The sequence below is a fragment of the Mesobacillus jeotgali genome, from assembly GCF_031759225.1.
In the GTDB taxonomy this organism is placed as follows: domain Bacteria; phylum Bacillota; class Bacilli; order Bacillales; family Cytobacillaceae; genus Mesobacillus; species Mesobacillus jeotgali_B.
This window is the reverse complement of record NZ_CP134494.1, coordinates 2,144,753-2,166,827: the sequence shown is the minus strand read 5'-3', so window position 1 is coordinate 2,166,827 and position 22,075 is coordinate 2,144,753. Positions and strand designations below refer to the sequence as shown.

At 39.4% G+C, this 22,075-nt stretch carries 25 protein-coding genes and 1 pseudogene; 4 read left to right on the top strand and 22 right to left on the bottom strand.

The window, feature by feature from the left end; translation table 11 throughout:
- Nucleotides 1-40: 40 nt before the first annotated feature.
- From RH061_RS10835 to RH061_RS10825, 3 genes are all read right to left on the bottom strand, one after another.
- The gene (locus tag RH061_RS10835; RefSeq protein WP_311075998.1) at nucleotides 41-490 is read right to left on the bottom strand and encodes a hypothetical protein; all 450 of its coding nucleotides are present in this window, start codon (nucleotides 488-490) and stop codon (nucleotides 41-43) included.
- A 66-nt stretch (nucleotides 491-556) separates the two neighbouring features.
- Nucleotides 557-1,144 carry an AAA family ATPase gene (locus tag RH061_RS10830; RefSeq protein WP_311075997.1) on the bottom strand — a complete coding sequence of 196 codons (588 nt, stop codon included), beginning with the start codon at nucleotides 1,142-1,144 and terminating at the stop codon, nucleotides 557-559.
- A 674-nt stretch (nucleotides 1,145-1,818) separates the two neighbouring features.
- The gene (locus RH061_RS10825; protein ID WP_311075996.1) at nucleotides 1,819-2,196 is read right to left on the bottom strand and encodes a VOC family protein; all 378 of its coding nucleotides are present in this window, start codon (nucleotides 2,194-2,196) and stop codon (nucleotides 1,819-1,821) included.
- Between the two features lie 231 nt (nucleotides 2,197-2,427).
- Between RH061_RS10825 and RH061_RS10820 the strand changes: the two genes are divergently transcribed.
- On the top strand, nucleotides 2,428-3,153 hold the full coding sequence (locus tag RH061_RS10820) for a hypothetical protein (protein WP_311075995.1): 726 nt from the start codon (nucleotides 2,428-2,430) through the stop codon (nucleotides 3,151-3,153).
- Nucleotides 3,154-3,619: 466 nt separating this feature from the next.
- Entirely contained in the window at nucleotides 3,620-4,060 is a 441-nt protein-coding gene (locus tag RH061_RS10815) for a cell wall hydrolase (RefSeq protein ID WP_311075994.1), read from the top strand.
- Nucleotides 4,061-4,134: 74 nt separating this feature from the next.
- Here the strand turns inward: RH061_RS10815 and RH061_RS10810 are convergent, their stop codons facing one another.
- The 9 genes and pseudogenes from RH061_RS10810 to RH061_RS10770 form a co-directional block, all read right to left on the bottom strand.
- On the bottom strand, nucleotides 4,135-4,893 hold the full coding sequence (locus tag RH061_RS10810; protein ID WP_311075992.1) for an SDR family NAD(P)-dependent oxidoreductase: 759 nt from the start codon (nucleotides 4,891-4,893) through the stop codon (nucleotides 4,135-4,137).
- A gap of 62 nt (nucleotides 4,894-4,955) precedes the next feature.
- Entirely contained in the window at nucleotides 4,956-5,639 is a 684-nt protein-coding gene (locus RH061_RS10805; RefSeq protein ID WP_311075990.1) for a type 1 glutamine amidotransferase domain-containing protein, read from the bottom strand.
- A gap of 178 nt (nucleotides 5,640-5,817) precedes the next feature.
- On the bottom strand, nucleotides 5,818-5,946 hold the full coding sequence (locus tag RH061_RS10800; RefSeq protein WP_311076367.1) for a hypothetical protein: 129 nt from the start codon (nucleotides 5,944-5,946) through the stop codon (nucleotides 5,818-5,820).
- Nucleotides 5,947-6,426: 480 nt separating this feature from the next.
- Nucleotides 6,427-6,723: pseudogene (locus RH061_RS10795) on the bottom strand (hypothetical protein); the annotation flags it as partial.
- Nucleotides 6,724-6,836: 113 nt separating this feature from the next.
- Nucleotides 6,837-7,073, bottom strand: a complete 237-nt coding sequence (locus RH061_RS10790) for a DUF5348 domain-containing protein (protein ID WP_311070899.1) — start codon at nucleotides 7,071-7,073, stop codon at nucleotides 6,837-6,839.
- A complete protein-coding gene (locus tag RH061_RS10785; protein WP_311070901.1) occupies nucleotides 7,070-7,870 on the bottom strand; it encodes an ExeA family protein in 801 nt (266 codons plus the stop codon). Before RH061_RS10785 ends, RH061_RS10790 begins: the two co-directional genes overlap by 4 nt.
- A complete protein-coding gene (locus RH061_RS10780; RefSeq protein ID WP_311070902.1) occupies nucleotides 7,863-9,218 on the bottom strand; it encodes a DDE-type integrase/transposase/recombinase in 1,356 nt (451 codons plus the stop codon). Before RH061_RS10780 ends, RH061_RS10785 begins: the two co-directional genes overlap by 8 nt.
- Before the next feature lie 44 nt (nucleotides 9,219-9,262).
- Nucleotides 9,263-9,793 (bottom strand): DUF6431 domain-containing protein, encoded by a 531-nt coding sequence (locus RH061_RS10775; RefSeq protein ID WP_311070903.1) that lies wholly within the window; start codon nucleotides 9,791-9,793, stop codon nucleotides 9,263-9,265.
- A 130-nt stretch (nucleotides 9,794-9,923) separates the two neighbouring features.
- A complete protein-coding gene (locus RH061_RS10770; protein WP_311075988.1) occupies nucleotides 9,924-10,073 on the bottom strand; it encodes a hypothetical protein in 150 nt (49 codons plus the stop codon).
- Nucleotides 10,074-10,325: 252 nt separating this feature from the next.
- On the opposite strand from RH061_RS10770, the gene RH061_RS10765 reads away from it, so the two are divergent.
- On the top strand, nucleotides 10,326-10,466 hold the full coding sequence (locus RH061_RS10765; RefSeq protein ID WP_311075986.1) for a hypothetical protein: 141 nt from the start codon (nucleotides 10,326-10,328) through the stop codon (nucleotides 10,464-10,466).
- Between the two features lie 211 nt (nucleotides 10,467-10,677).
- Here the strand turns inward: RH061_RS10765 and RH061_RS10760 are convergent, their stop codons facing one another.
- The 8 genes from RH061_RS10760 to RH061_RS10725 all read right to left on the bottom strand — a co-directional run bounded on the left by RH061_RS10760 (nucleotide 10,678) and on the right by RH061_RS10725 (nucleotide 18,808).
- Complete coding sequence (locus RH061_RS10760) at nucleotides 10,678-11,058, bottom strand: hypothetical protein (protein WP_311075984.1); 381 nt, start codon at nucleotides 11,056-11,058, stop codon at nucleotides 10,678-10,680.
- 135 nt (nucleotides 11,059-11,193) lie between these two features.
- Nucleotides 11,194-11,769, bottom strand: a complete 576-nt coding sequence (locus RH061_RS10755; protein ID WP_311075982.1) for a histidine phosphatase family protein — start codon at nucleotides 11,767-11,769, stop codon at nucleotides 11,194-11,196.
- A 480-nt stretch (nucleotides 11,770-12,249) separates the two neighbouring features.
- Complete coding sequence (locus RH061_RS10750; RefSeq protein WP_192473839.1) at nucleotides 12,250-13,545, bottom strand: IS110 family RNA-guided transposase; 1,296 nt, start codon at nucleotides 13,543-13,545, stop codon at nucleotides 12,250-12,252.
- Between the two features lie 132 nt (nucleotides 13,546-13,677).
- Nucleotides 13,678-14,532: an alpha/beta fold hydrolase gene (locus tag RH061_RS10745; protein WP_311075980.1), complete on the bottom strand. Its 855-nt coding sequence runs from the start codon at nucleotides 14,530-14,532 to the stop codon at nucleotides 13,678-13,680.
- A 207-nt stretch (nucleotides 14,533-14,739) separates the two neighbouring features.
- Nucleotides 14,740-15,219: a DinB family protein gene (locus RH061_RS10740; protein WP_311075978.1), complete on the bottom strand. Its 480-nt coding sequence runs from the start codon at nucleotides 15,217-15,219 to the stop codon at nucleotides 14,740-14,742.
- Nucleotides 15,220-15,562: 343 nt separating this feature from the next.
- Nucleotides 15,563-16,201 (bottom strand): class I SAM-dependent methyltransferase, encoded by a 639-nt coding sequence (locus RH061_RS10735; protein WP_311075977.1) that lies wholly within the window; start codon nucleotides 16,199-16,201, stop codon nucleotides 15,563-15,565.
- Between the two features lie 330 nt (nucleotides 16,202-16,531).
- Nucleotides 16,532-16,759, bottom strand: coding sequence for a hypothetical protein (locus RH061_RS10730; RefSeq protein ID WP_311075975.1), 228 nt, complete (start codon nucleotides 16,757-16,759; stop codon nucleotides 16,532-16,534).
- A gap of 243 nt (nucleotides 16,760-17,002) precedes the next feature.
- Nucleotides 17,003-18,808: a S9 family peptidase gene (locus RH061_RS10725; protein ID WP_311075972.1), complete on the bottom strand. Its 1,806-nt coding sequence runs from the start codon at nucleotides 18,806-18,808 to the stop codon at nucleotides 17,003-17,005.
- A 1,161-nt stretch (nucleotides 18,809-19,969) separates the two neighbouring features.
- Between RH061_RS10725 and RH061_RS10720 the strand changes: the two genes are divergently transcribed.
- On the top strand, nucleotides 19,970-20,374 hold the full coding sequence (locus RH061_RS10720) for a GNAT family N-acetyltransferase (RefSeq protein ID WP_311075970.1): 405 nt from the start codon (nucleotides 19,970-19,972) through the stop codon (nucleotides 20,372-20,374).
- 119 nt (nucleotides 20,375-20,493) lie between these two features.
- Here RH061_RS10720 and RH061_RS10715 read toward each other — a convergent pair whose 3' ends face one another.
- Nucleotides 20,494-21,303, bottom strand: a complete 810-nt coding sequence (locus tag RH061_RS10715; RefSeq protein WP_311075968.1) for an aminoglycoside adenylyltransferase domain-containing protein — start codon at nucleotides 21,301-21,303, stop codon at nucleotides 20,494-20,496.
- A gap of 114 nt (nucleotides 21,304-21,417) precedes the next feature.
- A complete protein-coding gene (locus RH061_RS10710; protein ID WP_311075966.1) occupies nucleotides 21,418-22,044 on the bottom strand; it encodes a hypothetical protein in 627 nt (208 codons plus the stop codon).
- Between the last annotated feature and the right edge of the window lie 31 nt (nucleotides 22,045-22,075).

Genomic DNA, 22,075 nt, shown 5'->3' with positions numbered 1-22,075 from the left:
TATCAAAAGTACTGCTTAGATCGAGCAGCACTAAAAAGACTTAATACCCATATTTCTCATTCCATTGTTTATTCCATTCTGCATAGTCCATTTCTATAACCTCTTCAGCAGTTTTGCCATCAAGTGAATAGGGTGAGCCTGCGATCCCATTCCCCACCGGGAAAGATATACCGCCAATTATTTTCCCATTAAACATGAAAACACTGACTGATACCTTATAGGAAAAACTTTTCTGTGGGCCGTATATTTTACTAAGAGGATGATTTTTTACAATGAATCTCTCTTGTGTTATTTCCTTTCCAATATAGGCATCAGGCTCTACTGTTTGTACGGCCCAAACTGATATTTCCGGCTTATGAACTAATTGTTCCCTTTCGATGATATGAGAATATTTACCCTCGTATGACTTAATCGAGTACCCTTGATCCTTTAAATATTCTTTTGCTAATTGAGCATTTTCATCTAATCTAGGTCCACAGGCTGAAAGCAATAAGAGAACAAAGAGAATGACTAGCTTTTTAATGTGAAATCCCCCAATGAGACTAGCCCGAACAAATTACTGTCGGGCTATCTGTAAAATTTCTAGAATAACAGATTCACATTGTGTGTTGTCCGTTATCACAAATAAGTGATCTGCTTCATCCTCTACCGGATCCATTACATCATCCTTTAAGGAGTCAGTCTGCTGTTTTTGCAACACCTCTACAAAATTGGAATAAGCTCCCCTGAAGATATTAGTACTGCGCTGGCTTTCAGTAACTCGACCTTGAAGAACTTCGTATGGAATATCAAAATGAACAATGATCTGTATAAAATCATCTTTGGGAAATAGTTCTTCAAAAAGAAAAGACCTGTCTATTCGACTACGATTTGTGTTGCATATAATAAGATGGTAATTTGTTTGCTCTATTGCATAATGGACGACCAGCTTGTATATAGCGTGCTTTAGAGTATTGGGTCCCTGTGTTGGTTGTAAGGCCTTATAATATGAATTGATGAATTCCGCGTGATTGTCCTGGTCAATTACCATAGAGTTCTGCAACTCTTTCTCTAGAGCACGTGCGAAGGTGGTTTTTCCGCTGTGTGTTTTACCTACCGTTATAATCACTAGCCTTCTCAGTACAAACTCTCCCTTCGTATCCATTCGTATATAATTGAACTCGATTCTATGTTTCTATGATCGGATTATAGGTGCTTTAATTTACTAATGGTTCCGCCTCCTCTGAAACAACTTTTAGGGAATCCCCCCTGAATTGACAAAAAAATGAAACCTTTTTCCTTTACCATGCGTAACAACTTAAAAGGGGGTAATCACCATCGGTAAAACAATAAGTTTTATAGCTACTTTACTAATCATCGGATTAATCAACTTCGGAGTAACATTAATAATCGATTACAGCTTTATAGATGTTTCAGTTTTCGTAGCACTGGCCAGCACATTCCTTATTTACTACTTTAGTTCATCAGGCGGATTCACAAGCCGAAGTATTGATATGCACGTTCAAGGTGAAACAGGGATTAAAATGAACCAATCTCCGGAAAAGTTTTCACCCTCATATGCATTTTACGCATCGGTTGTTTATTTAATTGGATCAGTAATATCCACATTTTTTATGTACAAGGACTACTTTCTTTAATAGTATTGAATTTGAGTATGGAATCACCATACTCATTTTTAATGTCCAATACCTTACGCTGAAAAATTCGATAAAAGATGACACATCCCTTCTTTTTCCAATAATTTTTACCTTCTAAAACCTTAGGTATAAACACGGCAAAATAAAAAACCGCTTTATGTTAAAAAGCGGCCTCAAGGTTTTATTTTTCCATAACAGCAAAGTAATTTTCTTCATCATCAGCAAAATTAAATACCCTGCCTGAAGGCATGTTTACAATTTCACCGACAAACACGTTTTTATTTGATAAATCGCTGCGGAATTCTTCAAGATTCTCAGAGTAAAACATTAATGAAGGTGTACCAAGATTGACTCCAGGCGACATTTTCGCAACGAATTCTTTATTATGCAGTACAATGCTTGTTTCTGACTCTTTACTTGGAGAAATTTCAATCCATCTCATACCCTGCCCATTATCTTCTTCTGCATTAACAACAAAACCCAGTTTGTCAGTCCAGAACTTCACAGCAGCATCCTGATCATTCACATACAGCATGATTTGACCGATTTTATTTATCATAAATTCTTCACTCCTTGTAAATGGTCTATATAAATTTTCTGCATTGTCAGGTTAGAATCCTCCTGCATTTATTATTAATCATCAAGCACCAGGATAATCAAATCCTCCTTTTGGCTGCTGCTTTCCTCTATTCAGTCGTGAATCAGGCATATCACCACTTTCCAAGTGTTCATTTAAATAATAATGGGTAATCTGTATGTATCTTTGATTTTAATAAAGGTGTGTTATTATATGAAAAATAAATTTTTCTCTGAAATTGCCGTCCCGATTGAACCTCCTTTTGGCTTCATTCCAAGTAATGAATCTGAACGTGATTTTAGCTTCGATAAAGAGAATCGCTTTAAGGATTATATTTTGGAAGATAATGATAAAACCTATGATATTAGTCTCGATGATAAGGGGCAATGGTACTTCTTTACCTCATTCGAGTGTTGCTCGCTGGACCAATTGAAGCTCTCAAGGCAGATTTTCAGGCCTCCATATTTAAAAGATGAGCCACTTAAGTTAATTGATATAATGGAAATGTTAAATATCAAGCCAATTTATGAAGGACATGATAAAGCGTATGGGCATGTCCTCTCACTCGTAACTGAGCTGGATTCTGTTTCAGCTTTCATGCAGGCAAGAATAGCCAATTACGATGGAAGTGACGATCCGACGATTATCAAGAAGATCCATTTTATCGAGAATGAGTACAAGGGTGAGAAAACTCGCTTTGTCTCAGGCTTCGAGACCAGATCCTTTGCAACAGTGACAGAAAACGAGTTTTATGCTAAAGAAATTCACCTTCCTGGCAATGCACGTAATTATTTGAAACTCTTTGTCTATTTTTCAAGATATGGGTTCCTTCCATCTCAGCAAATGATGCCAAGGTTCCTCGGAAACCTGTGGGCGTCCACCCAAAGTTTAAATACCACCGCCAACCCGGCACTTTTTAAAGATGAAGGGATCGATTGATGCACATTTTATCTCAGATTGTATAAGTACTTGACCCCAATGTGTGGATTCCCTCTTTCATACGGGCATCTTGCTCCTTGTGACCGCACTCAGGGATTCTCCGCTTGCTCGGGCACAAGTTCGGCTTTCTTGTGACCCAACTCAGGGATTCCCCGCTTGCTCGGGCACAAGTTCGGCTTTCTTGTGACCCAACTCAGGGATTCTCCGCTTGCTCGGGCACAAGTTCAAGCTTCTTGTGACCGTCATTCGTGTTTCTTCTCTCTTACGGTAACATGCCTTCTTTTTATAACTTCTTAACGATGTCCCCCGCAGACAGGGCCCCTTAAGTTTTGGGTTCAGCATAGCTAAACCAAAATGGTGCAAACCGAATTTGTCCCACTCCCTCTAATGTTTATCTCACGCTATTCGTAACCTCTTAACATTATGACAAGCTGCTTTTAATACAATTTTTATAGAGGTGATAAAAATGCCAAGGGTAAAATATGTCGACAGTGACGTTGCATTGATTGCCAGGATGATGAGGGCTGAAGCGGAAGGTGAAGGTCCGCTGGGAATGCTTATGGTTGGGAATGTAGTTGTAAATCGACTGAAAGCGAATTGTCTGGATTTCAAAGATTTAAGATCTGTTAGAGACGTGATTTTTCAAGTTCAAGGGGGAAATTACTCATTCGAGGCCGTTCAAAAGGGGAATGTTTTTTATAACAGAGCAAGAAGTAAAGAAAAGAGGCTGGCAAAACAAACATTGGATTATTGGAGACAACAGCCCTCCAAGTATGCACTTTGGTATTTCAATCCATATGCTCCTTGTCCTCCTACATGGTACAATCAACCTTTCGCAGGACAATATAAACAGCATTGTTATTATGAACCAATCGCTAATACATGTGATAATGTTTATAGATGGTAGGATTAACCCATATCAAGTGAATTTAGTTTTTATAAATAGCCGGGGTAAGTTTCTCCCTTACCCCATCCTCACTGTTATTTAGTATTGGTAAACCCGCCATCGATCCGGATGACTTCTCCATTAATATACTCTGCTTTGGAAGTTAGCAGGAAGGTTACCAGCTCAGCAACTTCCTCTGGCTTACCCAGGCGTCTTTGCGGGATCCCTTTTGTTGCATTTTCCTTCATTGCCGGATTTGCTTCGTAAAAAGATTTTACCATTGGCGTCTCGGTTGGACCCGGGGCAATGGCGTTCACCCGGAGACCATCTTTTCCATACTCCGCGACCATGCTCTTAGTTAAGCCAACAATCCCGTGCTTTGTAGCAGAATAGGTAACCACTGAATCCTGACCAATTACGCCTGCACTTGATGCGGTGTTCACAATCGAACCTCCGCCATTCTTCAGCATGACCTCTGCTACATAACGGACACCGTAAAGGGCTCCTAGAAGATTGATTCCGACAATCTGTTCAATTTCTTCAATGGAAGATTCGAGGAAATACGAACCGCTTCCAGAGATTCCGGCATTATTAAAAAAGTAGTCAATTTTGCCGAATTGCTCAACTGTTTTGTCGACATAATTCTTAACTTCTTCTTGTTTCGAAACATCAGCTTTGATGAAAACAGCCTCCACACCGAGCTTTTTTACCATCTCAACTGTTTCATTTCCGCCTTTTTCACTGATATCAACCACAACGATATTCACTTTTTCTTCGGCTAGTCGAAGTGCTGTAGATTGACCTAATCCGCTGCCTCCACCTGTGATAATCGCTACTTTATTGCCATTTTCCATTACAAATCAACTCTCCTTAACATATTTACCAACTTGGGTTATTTTCTCCTGATGATCGAAATTTATTTGATCTTCTTCTCGAGAGCCTTGACGAGTTCTTTTCCCATTAACTCTGATGAAAATGGATCCCGGCTTGTCACGAGCTGATCGTCCGCCCAGACAGCATGCCCTGTCTTTTCGAGGTCTCCTTGATCATACTGGCTGACTTTACGCATTTCCTGTTCGAGGCTGAATGGCAGGATCTCCAATAGACCATCTGGTTCCATTTCATCTGGATAACCAGTCACTTTTTTACCTGCGATAAAGCTATCCCCATTCGGACGTTTTGCAAAAACAAGCGGTGCAGGCCCATGGCATTCCGCAGCGACAATGCCACCACTATCGTAAATACCGTTCATAATTCTATGCAATTCATCGTTCTTCGCGAGATCATACATCGCACCATGTCCACCAACTACGAGCACAACATCGTAGTCTTCAGCCTTCACATCTGACAGCTTCCTCGTATCATCAGCTTTTCCGGATTCGTAAAGCTCTTTATAAGTACCATTTGGATCGTACTCTTTACTAATACTCATCTTATCGATCGTCGGCTTGCCACCAAGCGGCGATGCCAGGTCAACCTGATGTCCTGCCTCTTCAAGAAGCTGCATAGGAGCGAATAATTCCTCACCCCACCAGCCTGTTTCATAATTATTTTCCTCGTCTTTGTATCCACTTGATAAAACGGCTAATACTTTTGCCATTGAAAGTACCTCCTTTTACTGATAACAGAATATATTTTCCCTATCTCAGCTGATTTACTCATGAAATACTAATTCCTCCTTTTGCCAAAAAAAGCACAAAAGACTTTGAATTTATGCTAAAATGAGTAAAAATTATTCAAGCGAGTTCAAAAATGTATACTGCAGAAGAAAGAAGCTCCTATTTTAAAAAAGCTATAAAAGAAATTGGAGCATCCGAATTAATGGAAGGTATTGTCCATATATGGTCTGGCGTAATTGGTTTACCGATCACCTTCCCATCATTCCCTACAGCATCAGCTAAAGCCACGGTTGTTTCCCCCTGGCCACAGCCAATTTCAAGAATTCTCATTCCTTTTTCTATTCCAAAAGCTTCAACTATACATAAGCGATGCTGCAGCTATTTGCTGGATTTCATCGTCTTCATATAATTGATATGTAGAAAGAAACGCTTCTGTTTTACTTTTTAACACGAATTCTGTCATTAACCCACCCCCTGGATGTTTTCTCTAAGAATCTACAAAAGATTCATTATTCCTTGTTATCCTATATAAAACAAAAAACTCCCCTCTTAAACTTTAAGGGGAGCGGTTTTTAAGTGCAAAATATGATTTAATGTGCTATTCACATAGTATTACGCAGTAGTATTAGTAGGCAATTTGGTAAGTAAATTCGCAACTGAAAATGCCTCAAGATAACGAAGGGCTCCAACAATTTTTTAAATAGATTTTTTTCGTCAACATTAGCACCAGTTTGTTCAATAAGAGAAGATGAACATTTGGGGATTTATTTAATTATTTCTTAAACGTTTCCTTAGTTCTGAGGCAACATCAGTTGGGTTATGGATTTGAAAAATGACATATTTATACTTTTTATGTCCATTCAACTCAATTATGACTAGTGGTTCCCTACGTTCATAGGATAAGAAGTACCATTCATCCGCATATTTAAAACTACCCTCAAAAATATTTAATGGGGAAAATGAAGTACCAGGCATCCTTAGCATCCATTGTGGTGCGTCAAAATAATCAACTAATACATCATTTATTGTGTGGTAAGGAATATGAACTTTTCGTTTCAATGCAAAGTGTTAATGACGTTCTACAATGTCCAGAACTTGACGATGTTAATTGTCCTAAAACTGACGGAACTACTGTCCAAAATTGAAAGGGAAGCAGTTCACATGCTTCCCAAAAGTTTTTACAAATCAACTTGATAGGTCTCATTTTTCTTAAGATAGAATCTAACGTCATTTCGGCCGGTAAGAATATACCAATCTCTGCCCAGCTCCAGGCGGCAGGAAAGGGTCCGACCATTTCCTAGATGTAAATCAAACCATTCACCACATCGCATCTTATAGCCGGAGTTCTCTCCCCAAAACACAACCCAACAATCCAATTCTTCATTATAATTCATCTCTTTCCAGCGGGTTTTCATGAAAGTTCCCCCTGGATGACTTGCTTGATCATATGATCATCAATGATCCTTCGGCCATTTTGTGAACCATAGAGAAGACTATGTGTACAGAGCTTATTAATGAGCCTTGCGGCACCACCAGAGAAGCGATGAATCTCGTCAAGTGCTCCATCAGAGAATATTGGTTGATCAACACCGGCATATCGAAGGTGCCTAGAAACATATTCTTCAACCTGGGCACGGTCGAGATGTCCTAGCTGAAACTGGATATCGATTCTTTGGCGTATGGCTGCGTATGATTGGAGTCGAAGCCGATCCCATAATTCACTTTGACCGACCAGGATAAGCGCCATCGGGCTTTGCGAATCCATTTTGAAGTTCAGTAGGAAACGAACCTCTTCAAGCATTTCCCGGTCCAGAAGATGAGCTTCATCCACTACCACTACAGGTTGTAGCCCTCGTATGCCTTTCATTAATTCAATCTCACGATGAAGCTGCCGTTTTGCATCTCCTCGATAAAACTTCGCTTCAGAGCCTAACTGTTCCAAAAGACCTTTGTAAAAATGACGAGGCGTTAACTTAGAGTCGGACAGGTAAAGGATATGGAATTTCCCTTTATCCAATTTGTCCACAAACTTACGGATGGTTGTGGTCTTTCCAGTACCACTATCCCCACTCAGAACGGCAAAAAGCTGTCTTTCAGCTGTGTACTTCAGCCTACCAAGGATTTCTTGCACCATGGAGGAATCATACAATTGATCAGTCGGAAGATCTCTGGCGAAAGGAGTGTTGTCCATTTCATAGAATGCTTCAAACACGGGAATCTTCCTCCTTCCAAACGGCACGGAAGGTCACGGCAGGTTTCTGTTCGGTTAGGCGTTCCTGGTTCTTTCGTTCAGCTGCCTTTAATAGTCTTGAAGATTCTACACCCTGCACCTGCAGGTGCTCAGGTAATGCAGGACGCTTCCCAGCTCTTTCCCCAATGACAAGTTTCTTGGCTTTCCAAGGAGTATGATCCTCGAACTCAATGGTAAGCTCCTCGATATTCGCAGGATCATAAACCACCTCAACCTGTCGTCCAATGAAAGCCAGGCCGACCTCATATTTTTGATCCATGAAACTTATGCATCCTGATTTATCGACTTTCCTTGTTTCACAATGGAGGAATGCATTACTCAAGGTATCAGGATCGATGAACCTAATCGCTTTTTTATCTGAACGAAATGCCGTTTCCGGGCTGATTTTCTCCCCAAGTGCAGAATGAGGCTTATTCTGATAACACTCTGTGAGCCACACTTGGAAAAGCTCATTCAGACGATCAAGTGTATTGGGCTTTTCGATGACAGCCTCACTAATGAATGAATCTATGATTCTATTGAAGCGTTCAATTTTCCCTTTTGATTCAGCTGAGTACGGCCGTGTGTAAGTAAGGCGGGTGCCTATTTTTGAGCAGGTACGCGACATCCATTTGGTTCGATATTGCTTTCCATTATCAAAATAAACAGCCTCTGGAACACCATACTTCTGGATAGCCTGGCGGAAGGCATCCTCGATGATCCTTGAATCCAAGGTAGGATAGAAAGCTGCGTGAAGCACAAACCTGGTGGCGTCATCGATAAAGGCGACAAGATACACTTGTTTCTTTATTCCATTCGGACCAATCGGCAAGTAGGGACCATACTTGATATCTGACTGCCAGAGTTGGTTGCGATGTCGCTTCTGAAATCTTCTGGCAGCTACTCCTGTCTGGGAATAGAGTCGCATATGCCGGGTGCTGTAACCTTTTTCAGCGAGCTTTTCCTGGAGCGTTGATCTTTTGATCTGCCCTGGTTCAGCCAACCCTTCCCATTCGAGTATCTGTATGATTTGAGCCACGCTCCGGCTCGGCACTTCCTTACGCAGAAGGATTGCCTGTTCCAATAAATGAGGAGGGATAGCCTCAGACTTTCGAGCACCTTTTCTTCCTTGTGGCTTTAGTCCCCCAAACCCATCTTCCTGAAATTGAGCCAAATATCGCCTGATGGTTCTTTCTGAAAGACCGCTGGCCTTCGCTATCTGGTCTCTTAATTCCTTTACTTTCCCAGCGTCAAGCCCCTCTGCTAATAAAGGGGATATTAGCTGAAAACGATGCACTGCCAATTCTTCTGATTTCTTATGATCACTCATGATACACTCTCCTCTCTGTGTCTATCACGAGTGTAAATCAGGTGCTATTGGACAATGAATGCGGAACGGGTATGTATCCATAAATTAATATTTACGATGGGCCGGACAATTCTTGTCAGCCATCCATTGGCATCTCCTGCCAAGCGTCCTATCCTTTGAAGTGCGGTCCCTGAACATTTGGACGTGACATCCTGGGGGATATTTCCCTGGTTGGTCCTGATCATGATGGAATTCAAACAGCCAATCCAATAATCCACAAATTGATGAAACCAGCCGTGCCATCTCGAAAGAGTGGAATCATCGGCAGCAACAATATGGGCGGACGGGTTCGTAAGAACGTCTTCGATACATTCAGCCTCATAGCGTTTATAAGGAATCAATAAATCTGGAAGTTCATGATGGATGGTCTGACAATTGGTGCACTGCAATCTTCGGATGTTATATGTTTTACTCTGACCTGTATGATCCTTGGCTTTTCGATTCTTTGTACCTCTAACCAACATGTCTTTACCACAGCATGGGGAAGGAATCCTCCCCGCACCCCTAACTAAAAACTCCAGTATGAGTGTTTTCAATCAGCTGATAATCTGATACAATAACCATATACTTTTTGGTGGGACGTCTCCTGTATAACTGTTGGCGCAGTTATACATTTATGGGGGACGTCTTTTCCTTTCTCCAGAATAAATGTCGAAATGTTTCGAATTATATACGGACATTATAATCGACTAATTCTGGACAGGCAATACCGTCAACTTTCGGATAATTAATGGCGTCAAAAACAGCAAAGTATCCAGTTAAACCTGTTAACTTCAAAATAAGTTCATTTTCACCAAAATGTATTTCTCTGCCCAATTTATATACCTCCCCACAAGGATTTTCCACTTTAATATATCCATTTTAACATCTCTTTTAGTTGTTACCTTTATTGAAGTAACCTTCCTCGTTAGTTGATCAACGAAATGGGCTGTTTGCTAGAAATCCATCGTCAACCCGTGCCCCATTTACTTTAAGTCCATTTATTCACAATTAAATTTTCTATGATTATTTTTTAAAAAGGACAGCAAAATAAGAATGTAGGCAATATTTAATAAAGGAGGAACACCAATGTCCCAAGATAAGCAGACACCTTCATCTGAGGTAGACCAAAAGAAACTTTTAAATGATAAAGTGGAGAAAGCTCGTCAAAACAATTTTGAAGATAACCACATTCGAAGAGTGACTACAAACGGTGCCCAAGGAGAATAAAATTTTCTCAGGAGCAGAATATCATTTCACGGTATTCTGCTTTATACACTCAGTTATTTAAAGGTGCAGACTCATTACAATGTTCATAAAATAAGAACGCTTTTGTAATCAACTTTTCTTCAACTCCTGCTTCGATTGTTCAATAAGTAAGTTCCACAAAAAAAGCGTTAAATCCTTCCTGGATCAACGCTCCCTATATTTGAATAACAACTTATCCTTCAACCATCTTTAAATATGGTATCTCTTTTCCATTAATAATTGCGACATATGCTGGTGTATCTGTTTCGTATATTTTTGTTCCAACTGGCAATATATTCGCTGTACCATTTTTAAATTTTGATGCCTTATCTTCTTGCTCTGTAATTTCCCCGATTTGCACACCTAATTCATAATCCAAGTCTGTTACCCATTTTACATCTTGTGCATTTGAAAACACATAACCATCAAGTAGAAAAATATCTGCATTATCGTACTTTAGATAATCTTTTGGAGTTGGATTACTGATAGAAGAACTACTTGAATAATCTTTATTACAACTAACTAGAAATATAAACAATATAATAAGTGGAAGTAGAATTTTTACAAAATTCATTATGATATCTCCATACAAATAAGAGACGAACTAAATTTAAAATTAGTTTCATTTTGATTGGTTCCTTGTTTAAAATTCCTGCTCCGATTGTTTAATAAGTAACTTCTGGACAAAGACTGCCTACATCAACGCTTTTTAACTAATATGTTTAGTACAGTTATACAGGGAACAATTCCATTCGCCATTACAATTATTCAAGATTGTTACTGAGGTATTATCTATATACGTTTTTTGAAATACTTGTGGAAGTAATTTTTGTAATGTTAGTCCGATTAAGGCACCGTGGCTTACTATTAATACTTGTTTTCCGTTATATGTACTTGCTAGTTCCTCTACAAATTCAACCCCTCTATTTGATACATCCTCAAACTTTTCCATTCCTAGATTTAGTTTACGCCAGTTAGTCCCCCACTTCATGATTCTTTCTTCTTCCGTCGTTCCCTCAATCTGGCCACAATCAATTTCACGAATTCTTTTGTCATAGGTAAGAGGTATATTTAATAAGGATCCAATTATACTTGCCGTTTCAACTGCCCTTCTTAAATCACTTGAAACAATCAAATCCCAATTTCCTTCCTGTAAAAGTCTTTGCCCTACACTTAAAGCTTGCTCTCTGCCAAGTTCATTTAAAGGTATATCGGATATCCCTTGTGCCTTGCCAAGACAATTCCACTCAGTAATTCCATGCCTAATAAGTCCAATAGTAGTCATTGTATTTACTCTTTTCTATTTATTTTCTTTGAAATCATTCCAACTTTTTTCAACTATCCTCCCTCAATAAATGAAGCCAAAACGCCGATTTACTCATGTTTTCTTAGAATTTCATAGTCGTTTACCTTCCGGTAACTGGCTTTATAAATGGAGGATCTTCACTTGAAAGGATTTTTTTGGACAGAGTAAGAAAAAAGAGCTACAACCCACTAACCAGTTCCTTACAGAAAATGGTGGATGAGTAAAAATATAACCGCACTGGTGGATGTCCACATTTACTCATGGAGGTCAACCCTCCCATGCCTCACAGAGTCTTCGCTCTCAAATTCCTTCGTCCAACCTTTCCATGAGGTGGATGTCAGCCATGCTGCCCCACAGGGTCTTAGCCCGTAATTTAGTTGCTTTGCCGACTAATCCGTGCTTCAAATGTCTCCAAAATCTATAAAACCAGAACTACTATTCATCTAAACTAAAACAGAGTTACGCTGCCATTTCCGTCTTCTGGGCTAGTGCCAAATGAGGGATGTCCTTTAACATCTTTTCTTCATTAAACTCAAATTGCTTTTTACCAATACTAAAGAGGATCCGGATTAGTTTATTACACAAAGCGATCAGGGACTGCATCTTCTTTAATGGATTATCCGGACGTTGAGTATAGTACGCATGTAACGCCTTAAATGCCGTATTTTTGGCGACAAGAATCATACAAACCCTGAATAACAGGGCCCTTAGCTTCTTACGGCCCCTTTTTGTAATGGTCGTTTTTCCTTTGTGCTTACCCGATGTATTTTCTTTCAAGCTTAAACCGGCCAGCTTGATAATTTGCCTGGGATGATTATATTCGCCTAAATCTCCTACTTCAGCGAAGAAGCCGGCAATTGTATCCCTGCCCACACCTTTTATCGCTAACATTTGTTGTACACCTGGAATATCATTAAGCAGACCGTCAAGTCTTGCATCCAATTCTCCGAATTGTAACTGGATTAATTCATACTTAGCCAGAATGGTTTTTAGCTCAAGCCTGGCCATTTCAGCACCTTGTCGAAGTCCGATGGACTTACTGGCTGCCTGTTTTAACTCGCGAATCTTGTTTAATCCAACACTCCGTGATACGGATTTTCTCAAATGAACGAGTAGTTCTTCTTCGGTGAATACAGCTATTTCATGTGGCAAGGCATAGAGCTTTAAGAATTGTAAAGCAGCCTTACCTTCCCATTTCTTAAATACCTTGAGGAATTCCGGAAAATACCGGTCAATCCAGTTGTGTACCTGTCCTTGGACCGTTTGTAGGTCTTCAGTTAAAAGATCGCGAATTTTCTTTGCCACCCGGAGTTCTGCATAAACACCTTGCGGTATCGTAGGTTCTGCGTATCTTCCGTCCTTGACCAGCTGAGCTATGACCTTGGCATCTTTCACATCATTCTTCGTAGGTGAGTTATCATCCAACTCCTTGCTTTTCTTGACGTGCAAGGGGTTTACAGCGACAAATTTAATCCCGTTATCTTTTAAAATATGGGCCAAGTTAAACCAATAATGGCCTGTCGGCTCCATGCCAACCATCACTTTTTCCATACGCTGTTCTTTTTTAATTTCCGAAATCCATTTAAGAAAATGCTCAATTCCTTCTTTAGTATTTTCAAATTGACATGGAGATCCAAACTCTATTCCCCTAAAATCTTGAGCCCGTGCCACATGCTTGAATTTGGCAATATCGACTCCTATAATAAGAGTCTGAGAAGTTATTTGAGCAATCTTCTTATTCTGGTTATAATTCATTTTAAAGCCTCCTGGTATTTGAGATATCTGTCCTTTTTGCTGGCCAGCGTCAGGACTCTCTCATTCTACCAAGAGGTTATTTTTTTGTTCAAACACCATTTTCCTTCATTACAGGAATGCTGCTTCTATAGTTCAATAAGGAACCGTTTCTTTTAAGTAAGTTGAGATGACTTGTCTAAACAACATCTTTTCTTCAAGGAAAGGGTAATGATTGCTTTCATTAAAAATAATTAGTTGTGACTTTGGTATTAACTCATTCATTTCTACTGAGAAAGAAAGCGGGCATTGTACATCGTAACGGCCACTCAAAATTAAAGTATTAGTTGAGATTTTTTCTAACTCACGGGTTACATCAAAGATCATTTCTTCCCTAATAAAAAAATTCATTCTTGGAGCAGACATCTTTTTATGTATGCCTAAAGAAAAGTATTCATCATACTTATCCGGATGAAATAGAGACAGCTTAGTTCTCTCTTTTGAGAAACACTCCCTTTCACTAGGTGATAAATCAGAGCGTTTTAAGGTCTCAATAAGTTGCTGCATTCGGTCAAAGTGTGGGTGGTCAGGATGATAGATACATTCAGAGGATGAATTAGCATATTTCCTTGCAGCTGCCCCGACCATTATTAGTGAAGTAAGTGACTTTGAAAAATGTATACCGTAAATGACTCCTATCATACCTCCTGTCGAGTGTCCAGCAAAGCTCCATTTGGAATAACCCAGGGCCTTTCGGATTGCTTCAAGATCGTATACAGCATCAAACATACTCAACTCGTGAGCCTCATTTGCCTTACTTGAATTTCCAGCTTGTTTTAAATTCACAAGGTAGACCATATTATTTTCTGTAAAAGTATCTGCAAAGTAATCACCTGTATGATTAAACTCTGAATAATGATGAGTAACGCAAATCGGATTGCCCTCTCCTTTTACAAAGACCTCAAAGTTTCCGCGTGGGGTGTTAATGGTTTTCGTTTCCCAGTAGGTCATTACTAAATCTCCTTACCTATCTAGTTATTTTTCCGTTAATAGATTAGGAATAAATTTTTCTATACTTTTGAATAGCTTGAGTCTTAATTTCTATAAAACAGGCAATAACTCCTCTTAATATCCAATTAAATGGGAGGGATTTGTTTGTTATTGTCAACTGCGTGGAAATCCAATGAAGTTGATAAACTCATAGAAGGCTTTTCACCTTTAGGACCAATCAACACCACCCCAAGAGGATTGCAACTTTCGCAACAAAACAATTTGGCCTAGATGATACGTATCGTGCATCATGATATTGCTGAGTAAACGTTTCATAGAGTAGCTGTTATCTGCATACGGAGCTTTTAACTTTTCATCGTCAAGAACCGAAATGACCGTTTTTAATTTATTCATCACTTCATTAAGTCGCTGAACTGTCTGGGCCCACCCAATTTCGTCTTCTGGATCCCCCGGATTTCCAAAGGTTTCTTCATTGTGTTCTGCCTTTTGCGGATTCTCTGTGCCCTTAAGTCGATGGATTACATCTTCATTCCAAAATATTAAGTGGTTGACAATCTGCCAAATCGAATTGCTGATTCCTGAACTTGACCATGCTGCCTCAGCCGCGCTGACTCCATGAAGCGCCTGATCCAAGGATGCAAACCACTCATTCTCATGGCAATGCATGTCGAGTTGTTCTAAAAACATTTTGGTAACACCTTGCATACAACCGATCCCCTCGCTGTTTAGTGTAATCTTTCAAAGTTTAAAGAGAAGAGAATCTCTAACTAAGGTTCTAAAAGGTAAATACCAAACCCAAGTGTCCCTTCCATATTCAAAATAGAGTTGGTGACGATAAACAAAGAATCCTCAATCAATTTTTAAAAAAGCTATTCGTGCGCCTAAAATAACCTTCATTTTCGACCGGTGGCCATAACGAAAAAATATTCTCATTGGAATGTTTCATTCTTTTTGTTCTGAGAATACAACAAAACCATGTTCAATATGACTTATTCGGCCCATCCAGCGTTTATTACTTCATCATCACAAATTAAGAACCTAGTGCAGGCCTCTTTCCCCTAACTGCAACGGTATGATATCCTCTTGAATCTGGACCTCTGACAAACGTAACGTCTCTAAATCCTGCTTTCTTCATAGACGGAATTACTTGATTTTCAGTAATACTTCTTATACTTTCCCAAGTTTCGTTTTCTTTGCAGTCAGAAAAAGTAAGGATGATAACTCCTTTTGGCTCTAAAACCCTAAAGATTTCTGATAATGTCGTAGTTATATCAGTCCAAAAATAAATAGTTTGGATACTGAAGACTGTATTGAAAGCTTCATTAGGAAAGGGCAACTTATTGAAATTTGCTTGTACTAGTTTTACTCTCTTTTCATTTATTGCCTTCTTGTTTCTAATTCTTGCTGATCGAATAATGGTTGAAGAAATGTCCAAACCGACTATTTCTTCAGCTAAATGGTTTTCAAAAATTAATTTAATTGCATATCCTGCACCACACCCCAACTCTAAAATCCTGTCCCCTTGTTGAATATTCATTAGTTCTATTGACCAATTGTTTTCAGTCTTGTGCTGCCTTACCATTTTTTCGCCAATATATGCGCCTATAATTCCTCTTGGTGTTTTATAATGACTATCTATAAATTCTTTAATAGTTTTGAAGAAGCCCATACATACCTCCTCTTGAAATGTTCTAATATCTTATTATTTTGCAAAGTTTGGGTTGACCTTTTTTATCATTACAAATCAACCTGGCCGTTAGATTTAATCATGGTCTGGAGCTCTTGTGCCCTGCCTAAGAAGAAACTTACAAACTGATTGCCGTACGAAGTCAAAAACATCTATTTGTGCTTGTTTAGAAAGTCCCTCTAACGCTTCTAATTCAAGTTCCAAAGCATAATTCTTTTCTTCTTCAGAAATAGGACAACCATTTATCAAGACACATTCTTACTTTTAAAACTATCTTGAAACTAAACCCCCTAATTAAGGGCTTCCTCCATTTTATTGTTCGTTACCCCTTTTGAAGTTTCCAGTAATCTTCGCCATTATTAATTGTTGTTCTGTTGTATTTTCAGCAGCATTGATTCTCTTTAGAAATTTCTCTGCTTCTGTACCTTTTAAAGTTTTTACCAGTCTACCATAATAATCCACAAAGACTGTATGATCTTTTGTAACCCGAAAATTAAAAGGTTCGTCACCTAAACGATTTTTTCTATCGATATTATTCATGATCCTTTTAACACCCTTTCCAGATTTAGCAGATAAAAATTTTCATGAAATAACTAATTCTTATAAAAATCAACTTGAGCAATTATTAGCTGTTTAACCGAATTAAGGAGCTTGTGAGCATTAATATGATTAGTAACCATAATCAAAACCAGAAGCAGTCCAATTCAATTAGAATTGGACTGCTAATTAAGTTTTGTATAGAAAATGAACCCGGTAATAAGTATGAAAATCTTAATAATTACATTAATCCGCTAAAACCTTCGCCTCAACAAACTGATCAAAAAACTCAAGGATCGTGGTGTTAACAAGAATCTCGTTTTCCTTTTTCGAGAATCCATGACCTTCGTCTTCAAGTACAAGGTATTTTACGTCGCGGCCTTTTTCCTGCAGGGCTTTGACGATCTGGTCTGATTCCTGCTTAACGACGCGCGGGTCGTTAGCTCCCTGGATGATCAGCATCGGTTTGGTCATTGTATCCAGGTAAGTGATCGGTGAATACTCTGTCAGCTTATCGAAGTCCTTGACCGGGTCGCCAACCCACTGATTCATGATTGGTTTCCAATGCTCAGGGACGGATTCAATGAATGAGAATAGATTCGATGGTCCGAAAATATCAACGACAGCCTTGAAATATTCCGGATGACGCCCGTGTAGCAGCAATGCCATATATCCGCCAAAGCTTCCGCCCATCAATAATGTTTTATCCCTGTCAGCCAATCCGTTTTCGTAAAGGTACTCAAGACCAGCAATATTATCAAGGCGTGGTCCTTCACCCCAGTTACCCTCAACCATCTTAGTGAACGCCAGTCCGTAACCCGTTGATCCTCGGAAATTCGGCGCGAAAATGCTGTAGCCTCTGTTCACAAGGAACTGGAACATCGCACGGAAGAATTTACGTTCTGCTGCCTGCGGGCCACCATGAGGCCAAAGGATGACATGGCCATTGCTCACTTCTTCCTTCGCCTTGAAAAATAAAGCTTCCATCATCATGCCATCATAGGATGAGTATGTCAGAACTTCAGGATCAACAAGCTCCTCTTCCTTGACTCCTGGAACAGCCAGGTTCGTCAGCTGCTTCCATTCATTCCTGCCCGCTTCCTTCATGTAAATGTTATTCGGTTTTGTCGCTGATCCCGCGAGAATATATACATTACCACTTTTAGCGACTGATCCACCCTGGATAATCGAAGCTGGAAGATTACTGTTTTTATAAGTTCCATCAGCCAAATCATATTGATATAAATAATCTTTCACGCCTTTTGATGTAACAAAATAAAGAGTGTTCGTGCTCTTATCGTATCGGATAGGCCCGAACTCTTCTTTTTCAATCGAGAGAACTTTCGTGAACTCATGGGTATTAAGATTGAACTTTGCCAGATAATCAAAATCCTCACCAAATGTGGTGGCAAAGTAGTACTCATCACCTACAAACTCTCCCTCACCGACAGTGAATTGCTCATCGGTCTCCGGAGTAAGCGAGTATGATTTCCCGTCCTGAAAAATGAATCCAGGCGCGTATGTATTGGCATATTGTTTTAAGTAGGCAAAATTATTCTCCTCTTCGTCAACAGCCACTAAAAAGCAAGCTGCGCCCTCTCCCTCAACAACTATACTCTCCTCACCCGATGCGATATCATAACGGTAAATATTCAGATAGGTCTCATTGCCCTTGGTTGAAGTATAGTAAAGGCGTTGGTCGTCCTTAGATAAAAACGGAAGCATATGACGGTGTCCTTCTGCCGTGCGCAGCGGCACCATCTCCCCGCCAGCAGGAGGAAGCGCATATAACTGGCCATTTTCATCCCCATCATGATCGAAACCAACCACCATAAAGCTTCCATCATGCGAATAGCGCAAGGCCTGGCACGTCTGGTCAATGAATGTCAGCGGATAAGGATATTGATTCGGCAAATCCATCGCCCACAAGTTATATTTCCCTGTTAAATTGGTACTGAAAACCAATTGCTTCTCGTCCGGACTCACGGTAAAAGATTGAATATTGAAGGTACGATAAAAATTCTTTACATCAGGCTTTTTAAAAGTGATCACTTTCCCAACCCCTATTCTTTTTGAAATTTCTATCTATACTGAAAACTTAAACAGAAGTAGGGCAAAATGTCCAGTCAAAACCAAAGAACACTTACGACAAAAGTTGCGATTCTGGGATAAATATTATCATACGTAAAAGGGTATAAAGGAAAGTCGGTCGACTCCGGTCCTGCTTCAGACAGCTATCGGTGAAAACATTGATAAGCTGTCCGAACTTGGGGTGACTTCTGACAACTTTGATGGGAATCTAGGAATAACTGTCTGAACTCGAGGCTCATTCGGAAAGGTTTGATGGGAATCATGGAAAAGCTGTCCGAACTCGAGGCTACTTCGGACAGCTTTGAGGGCAATCATGGAAAAGCTGTCCGAACTCGTGGCTACTTCAGACAGCTTTGATGGGAATTATGGAAAAGTTGTCCGAACTTGTGGCTACTTCGGACAGCTTTGACTGCAATCATTGAAAAGTTGTCCGAACTCGTGGCTACTTCGGACAGCTTTGACTGCAATCATGGAAAAGTTGTCCGAACTCGTGGCTACTTCAGACAGCTTTGACTGCAATCATGGAAAAGTTGTCCGAACTCGTGGCTACTTCGGACAGCTTTGATGGCATTCATGGAAAAGTTGTCCGAACTCGTAGCTACTTCGGACAGCTTTGACTGCAATTATAGAAAAGTTGTCCGAACTCGTGGCTACTTCGGACAGCTTTGATGGCAATCATGGAAAAATTGTCCGAACTCGTGGCTACTTCGGACAGCTTTGATGGCAATCATGGAAAAGCTGTCCGAACTCGAGACTACTTCGGACAGCTTTGATGGCAATCATGGAATAGCTGTCCGAACTTAGAGCGACTTTTGACAACTTTCATCCGAATCCAAGAAAAGCTGTCTGAACATGAATCTGCCTAAATCAAATTTGCCGGAACTCCAGGATCAAACATTCTAGAAAATGCCATCTGCCACAAAAACCAAAAATGCGACAAAGTCTGAAAATAAAGTCAAATCTTGCGCTTTCCCGAGAAATAATTCTCATATTTTCAGGAGGATTTCCCTACAAAAAATTGAATCATAATAATATAGAATTATGTCTGGAGGGTCACTGATTTGTTACTTTACTTTTGATTTAGATCGACTGCCTAAAAAAATATTTGGGAGTTGATTATTCATGTTATATAAAAATTCGCTTGAGGGTATTACACCTGAAATGCTGGTAGGCTTTTTTGATGGTTGGCCAACACCACCTAATCCAGAGACTCATTTAAAATTATTGAAGAACAGCAGCAAAGTGGTTTTAGCGTTCGATAAAGATACTGATCGAGTTGTTGGGTTCATCACAGCAATCAGTGATGGAGTATTATCAGCCTATATCCCCTTCCTTGAAGTGCTGCCTGAGTTCAAAAATAGAGGAATCGGCAAGGAACTTGTCCATCGAATGATGACAAAACTTGCTGAAATTTATATGATAGACTTGTGTTGTGACGATGACCTCGTCCCCTATTACGAAAAGCTCGGCATGATAAAAGCAAATGGAATGCTCTTAAGGAATTATGAAAGGCAGTCTGGGATTTAAGCTATTATTTCGGTGCATTTATACTTTTTAAAAATCAGTCCTAACAATTGGACTGATTTTTTTGCATGAAAATTTTCCTACCGCATTTACCTTTTATCCTTTTAGGTTACTGATGTCTACTATTCATTACAGTGATTAATGAGATATTTGGAGAATCTCATAGCGTGATCCAATCGATCCCTCTCTGAGTTAAAAATCTTTCCCTTTTCACCTTTACGTATATTCATAGCTTCTTTGATAATGTTGTGCCATTCTACTGGAAGCTGAGTAAGTCCATATTCACCAGCATCCAGCTTGGAAACTATATCTTTTTCATTAATCGTGTAAAATTGACGGAGTAAGCCGAGAACGGTCCATTCTATTTCAATATCGATTTGTTCGGTCGGCAGTTGGAGCAACTGTTCAAAAGTGGCTTCTGCCATTTGAACTCTATTTGTCCAGTAGAATTTCATGTTTTCAAGTACATAAGAGGTGAGTACGTGAGGCTGGATATCTAGCTCGAATCCCTCTATTTCTGCTCCTAAAATCTTTATTCCTTTCTCCCTTAAAACCCACCAGGTTATCGGATTAAAATTAAAGTAATTACCGAATGCCAGTTCGCCATTGTTATAGTACGGATATTCTATGCGAGCACCAATGCTTTTGGATAATTTCCCCATATCCTCACGAAGAGCATATACTCCATCCATTTCCGGCTTATTATGTTTGTTTTCAATTGTTCTATGAATTAGAGACAAAGTTTCTGTATCCCGCACTGTTAACCGGCGGTTTGTTAACGTAATAAAGTCAATGTCACTCGAACCCTCAACGTAGGCATCCAAAGCAATGGATCCATGTAAATATAACCCATCAATGGTGCCAGGTAGGTGTTCATTTAATAAGTTAATATAATCTTTTAGGACTCTATCGACAACTTCAGGTATTACCACTTATAAAACCCCTTTTTTTAATATATTAGTAAATTTGAATAGAATTTATTTTTACATTTTTAAAATTCAAAACAAAAAGTGCCTTTATCCTCCATCGATAAAAGCACCTCTTGATTACAACACTTGGTTTCCTAAATCCTTTTCTTCAATCTTTATCTTTAACACCAACACTGTATCATCTTGTTCAATTATTTCTTTCACATTTTCCTCATTTTGTAAATCAACCGAATGAAGTGAACCATTTTCTGTTTCCCTGTATACCGCCAGGATTTTTGTCTCACCCAAGTTTAACTTTACTTTTCCCTTACCAATAGCATAGTCCCAAGTACTAAGACGACTTTCGGTGGATTCTTTTTCAATAATCTGAGGTTGAGTCCTTACATCTGGACCATAAAGAAATACCATGGTGTCATCAGAGTCGGGGTTGATCATTCCAAACCCCATCGACCCTTCGTCAACTTTATTTGGACTGTTTCCATAGGATAATTGCGTTAGGTGTTGAGATTCTTTTGTTCCATCATTGTACCGTTCTACCCAAAGATTCACCCACCTTTGATCTGCGTTCGGCAAGGTGAAGTCAAAATCAAATAAAATCCCTAAATTTAAATCGTCGAAAGTTTTCACATGTTCTGAATCGGAATTAATTGATATAGTTGCTTTATTGTCATTTGACTTAGAGCAACCAGAACCTATTAAAATAGTAACTAAGATAGAACATACTATCAGATAGTTTCTTATCAACGAATTATTACCCCCAAATTATTAATTTAAC

Excerpts from the sequence above, each read along its gene's own strand:
- RH061_RS10830 (WP_311075997.1), bottom strand. The coding sequence starts at position 1,144 with ATGGATACGAAGGGAGAGTTTGTACTGAGAAGGCTAGTGATTATAACG.
- RH061_RS10825 (WP_311075996.1), bottom strand. The coding sequence starts at position 2,196 with ATGATAAATAAAATCGGTCAAATCATGCTGTATGTGAATGATCAGGAT.
- RH061_RS10820 (WP_311075995.1), top strand. The coding sequence starts at position 2,428 with ATGAAAAATAAATTTTTCTCTGAAATTGCCGTCCCGATTGAACCTCCT.
- RH061_RS10815 (WP_311075994.1), top strand. The coding sequence starts at position 3,620 with ATGCCAAGGGTAAAATATGTCGACAGTGACGTTGCATTGATTGCCAGG.
- RH061_RS10810 (WP_311075992.1), bottom strand. The coding sequence starts at position 4,893 with ATGGAAAATGGCAATAAAGTAGCGATTATCACAGGTGGAGGCAGCGGA.
- RH061_RS10805 (WP_311075990.1), bottom strand. The coding sequence starts at position 5,639 with ATGGCAAAAGTATTAGCCGTTTTATCAAGTGGATACAAAGACGAGGAA.
- RH061_RS10790 (WP_311070899.1), bottom strand. The coding sequence starts at position 7,073 with ATGAAAACCCGCTGGAAAGAGATGAATTATAATGAAGAATTGGATTGT.
- RH061_RS10780 (WP_311070902.1), bottom strand. The coding sequence starts at position 9,218 with ATGAGTGATCATAAGAAATCAGAAGAATTGGCAGTGCATCGTTTTCAG.
- RH061_RS10765 (WP_311075986.1), top strand. The coding sequence starts at position 10,326 with ATGTCCCAAGATAAGCAGACACCTTCATCTGAGGTAGACCAAAAGAAA.
- RH061_RS10760 (WP_311075984.1), bottom strand. The coding sequence starts at position 11,058 with ATGAATTTTGTAAAAATTCTACTTCCACTTATTATATTGTTTATATTT.
- RH061_RS10755 (WP_311075982.1), bottom strand. The coding sequence starts at position 11,769 with ATGACTACTATTGGACTTATTAGGCATGGAATTACTGAGTGGAATTGT.
- RH061_RS10750 (WP_192473839.1), bottom strand. The coding sequence starts at position 13,545 with ATGAATTATAACCAGAATAAGAAGATTGCTCAAATAACTTCTCAGACT.
- RH061_RS10745 (WP_311075980.1), bottom strand. The coding sequence starts at position 14,532 with ATGACCTACTGGGAAACGAAAACCATTAACACCCCACGCGGAAACTTT.
- RH061_RS10740 (WP_311075978.1), bottom strand. The coding sequence starts at position 15,219 with ATGTTTTTAGAACAACTCGACATGCATTGCCATGAGAATGAGTGGTTT.
- RH061_RS10735 (WP_311075977.1), bottom strand. The coding sequence starts at position 16,201 with ATGGGCTTCTTCAAAACTATTAAAGAATTTATAGATAGTCATTATAAA.
- RH061_RS10730 (WP_311075975.1), bottom strand. The coding sequence starts at position 16,759 with ATGAATAATATCGATAGAAAAAATCGTTTAGGTGACGAACCTTTTAAT.
- RH061_RS10720 (WP_311075970.1), top strand. The coding sequence starts at position 19,970 with ATGTTATATAAAAATTCGCTTGAGGGTATTACACCTGAAATGCTGGTA.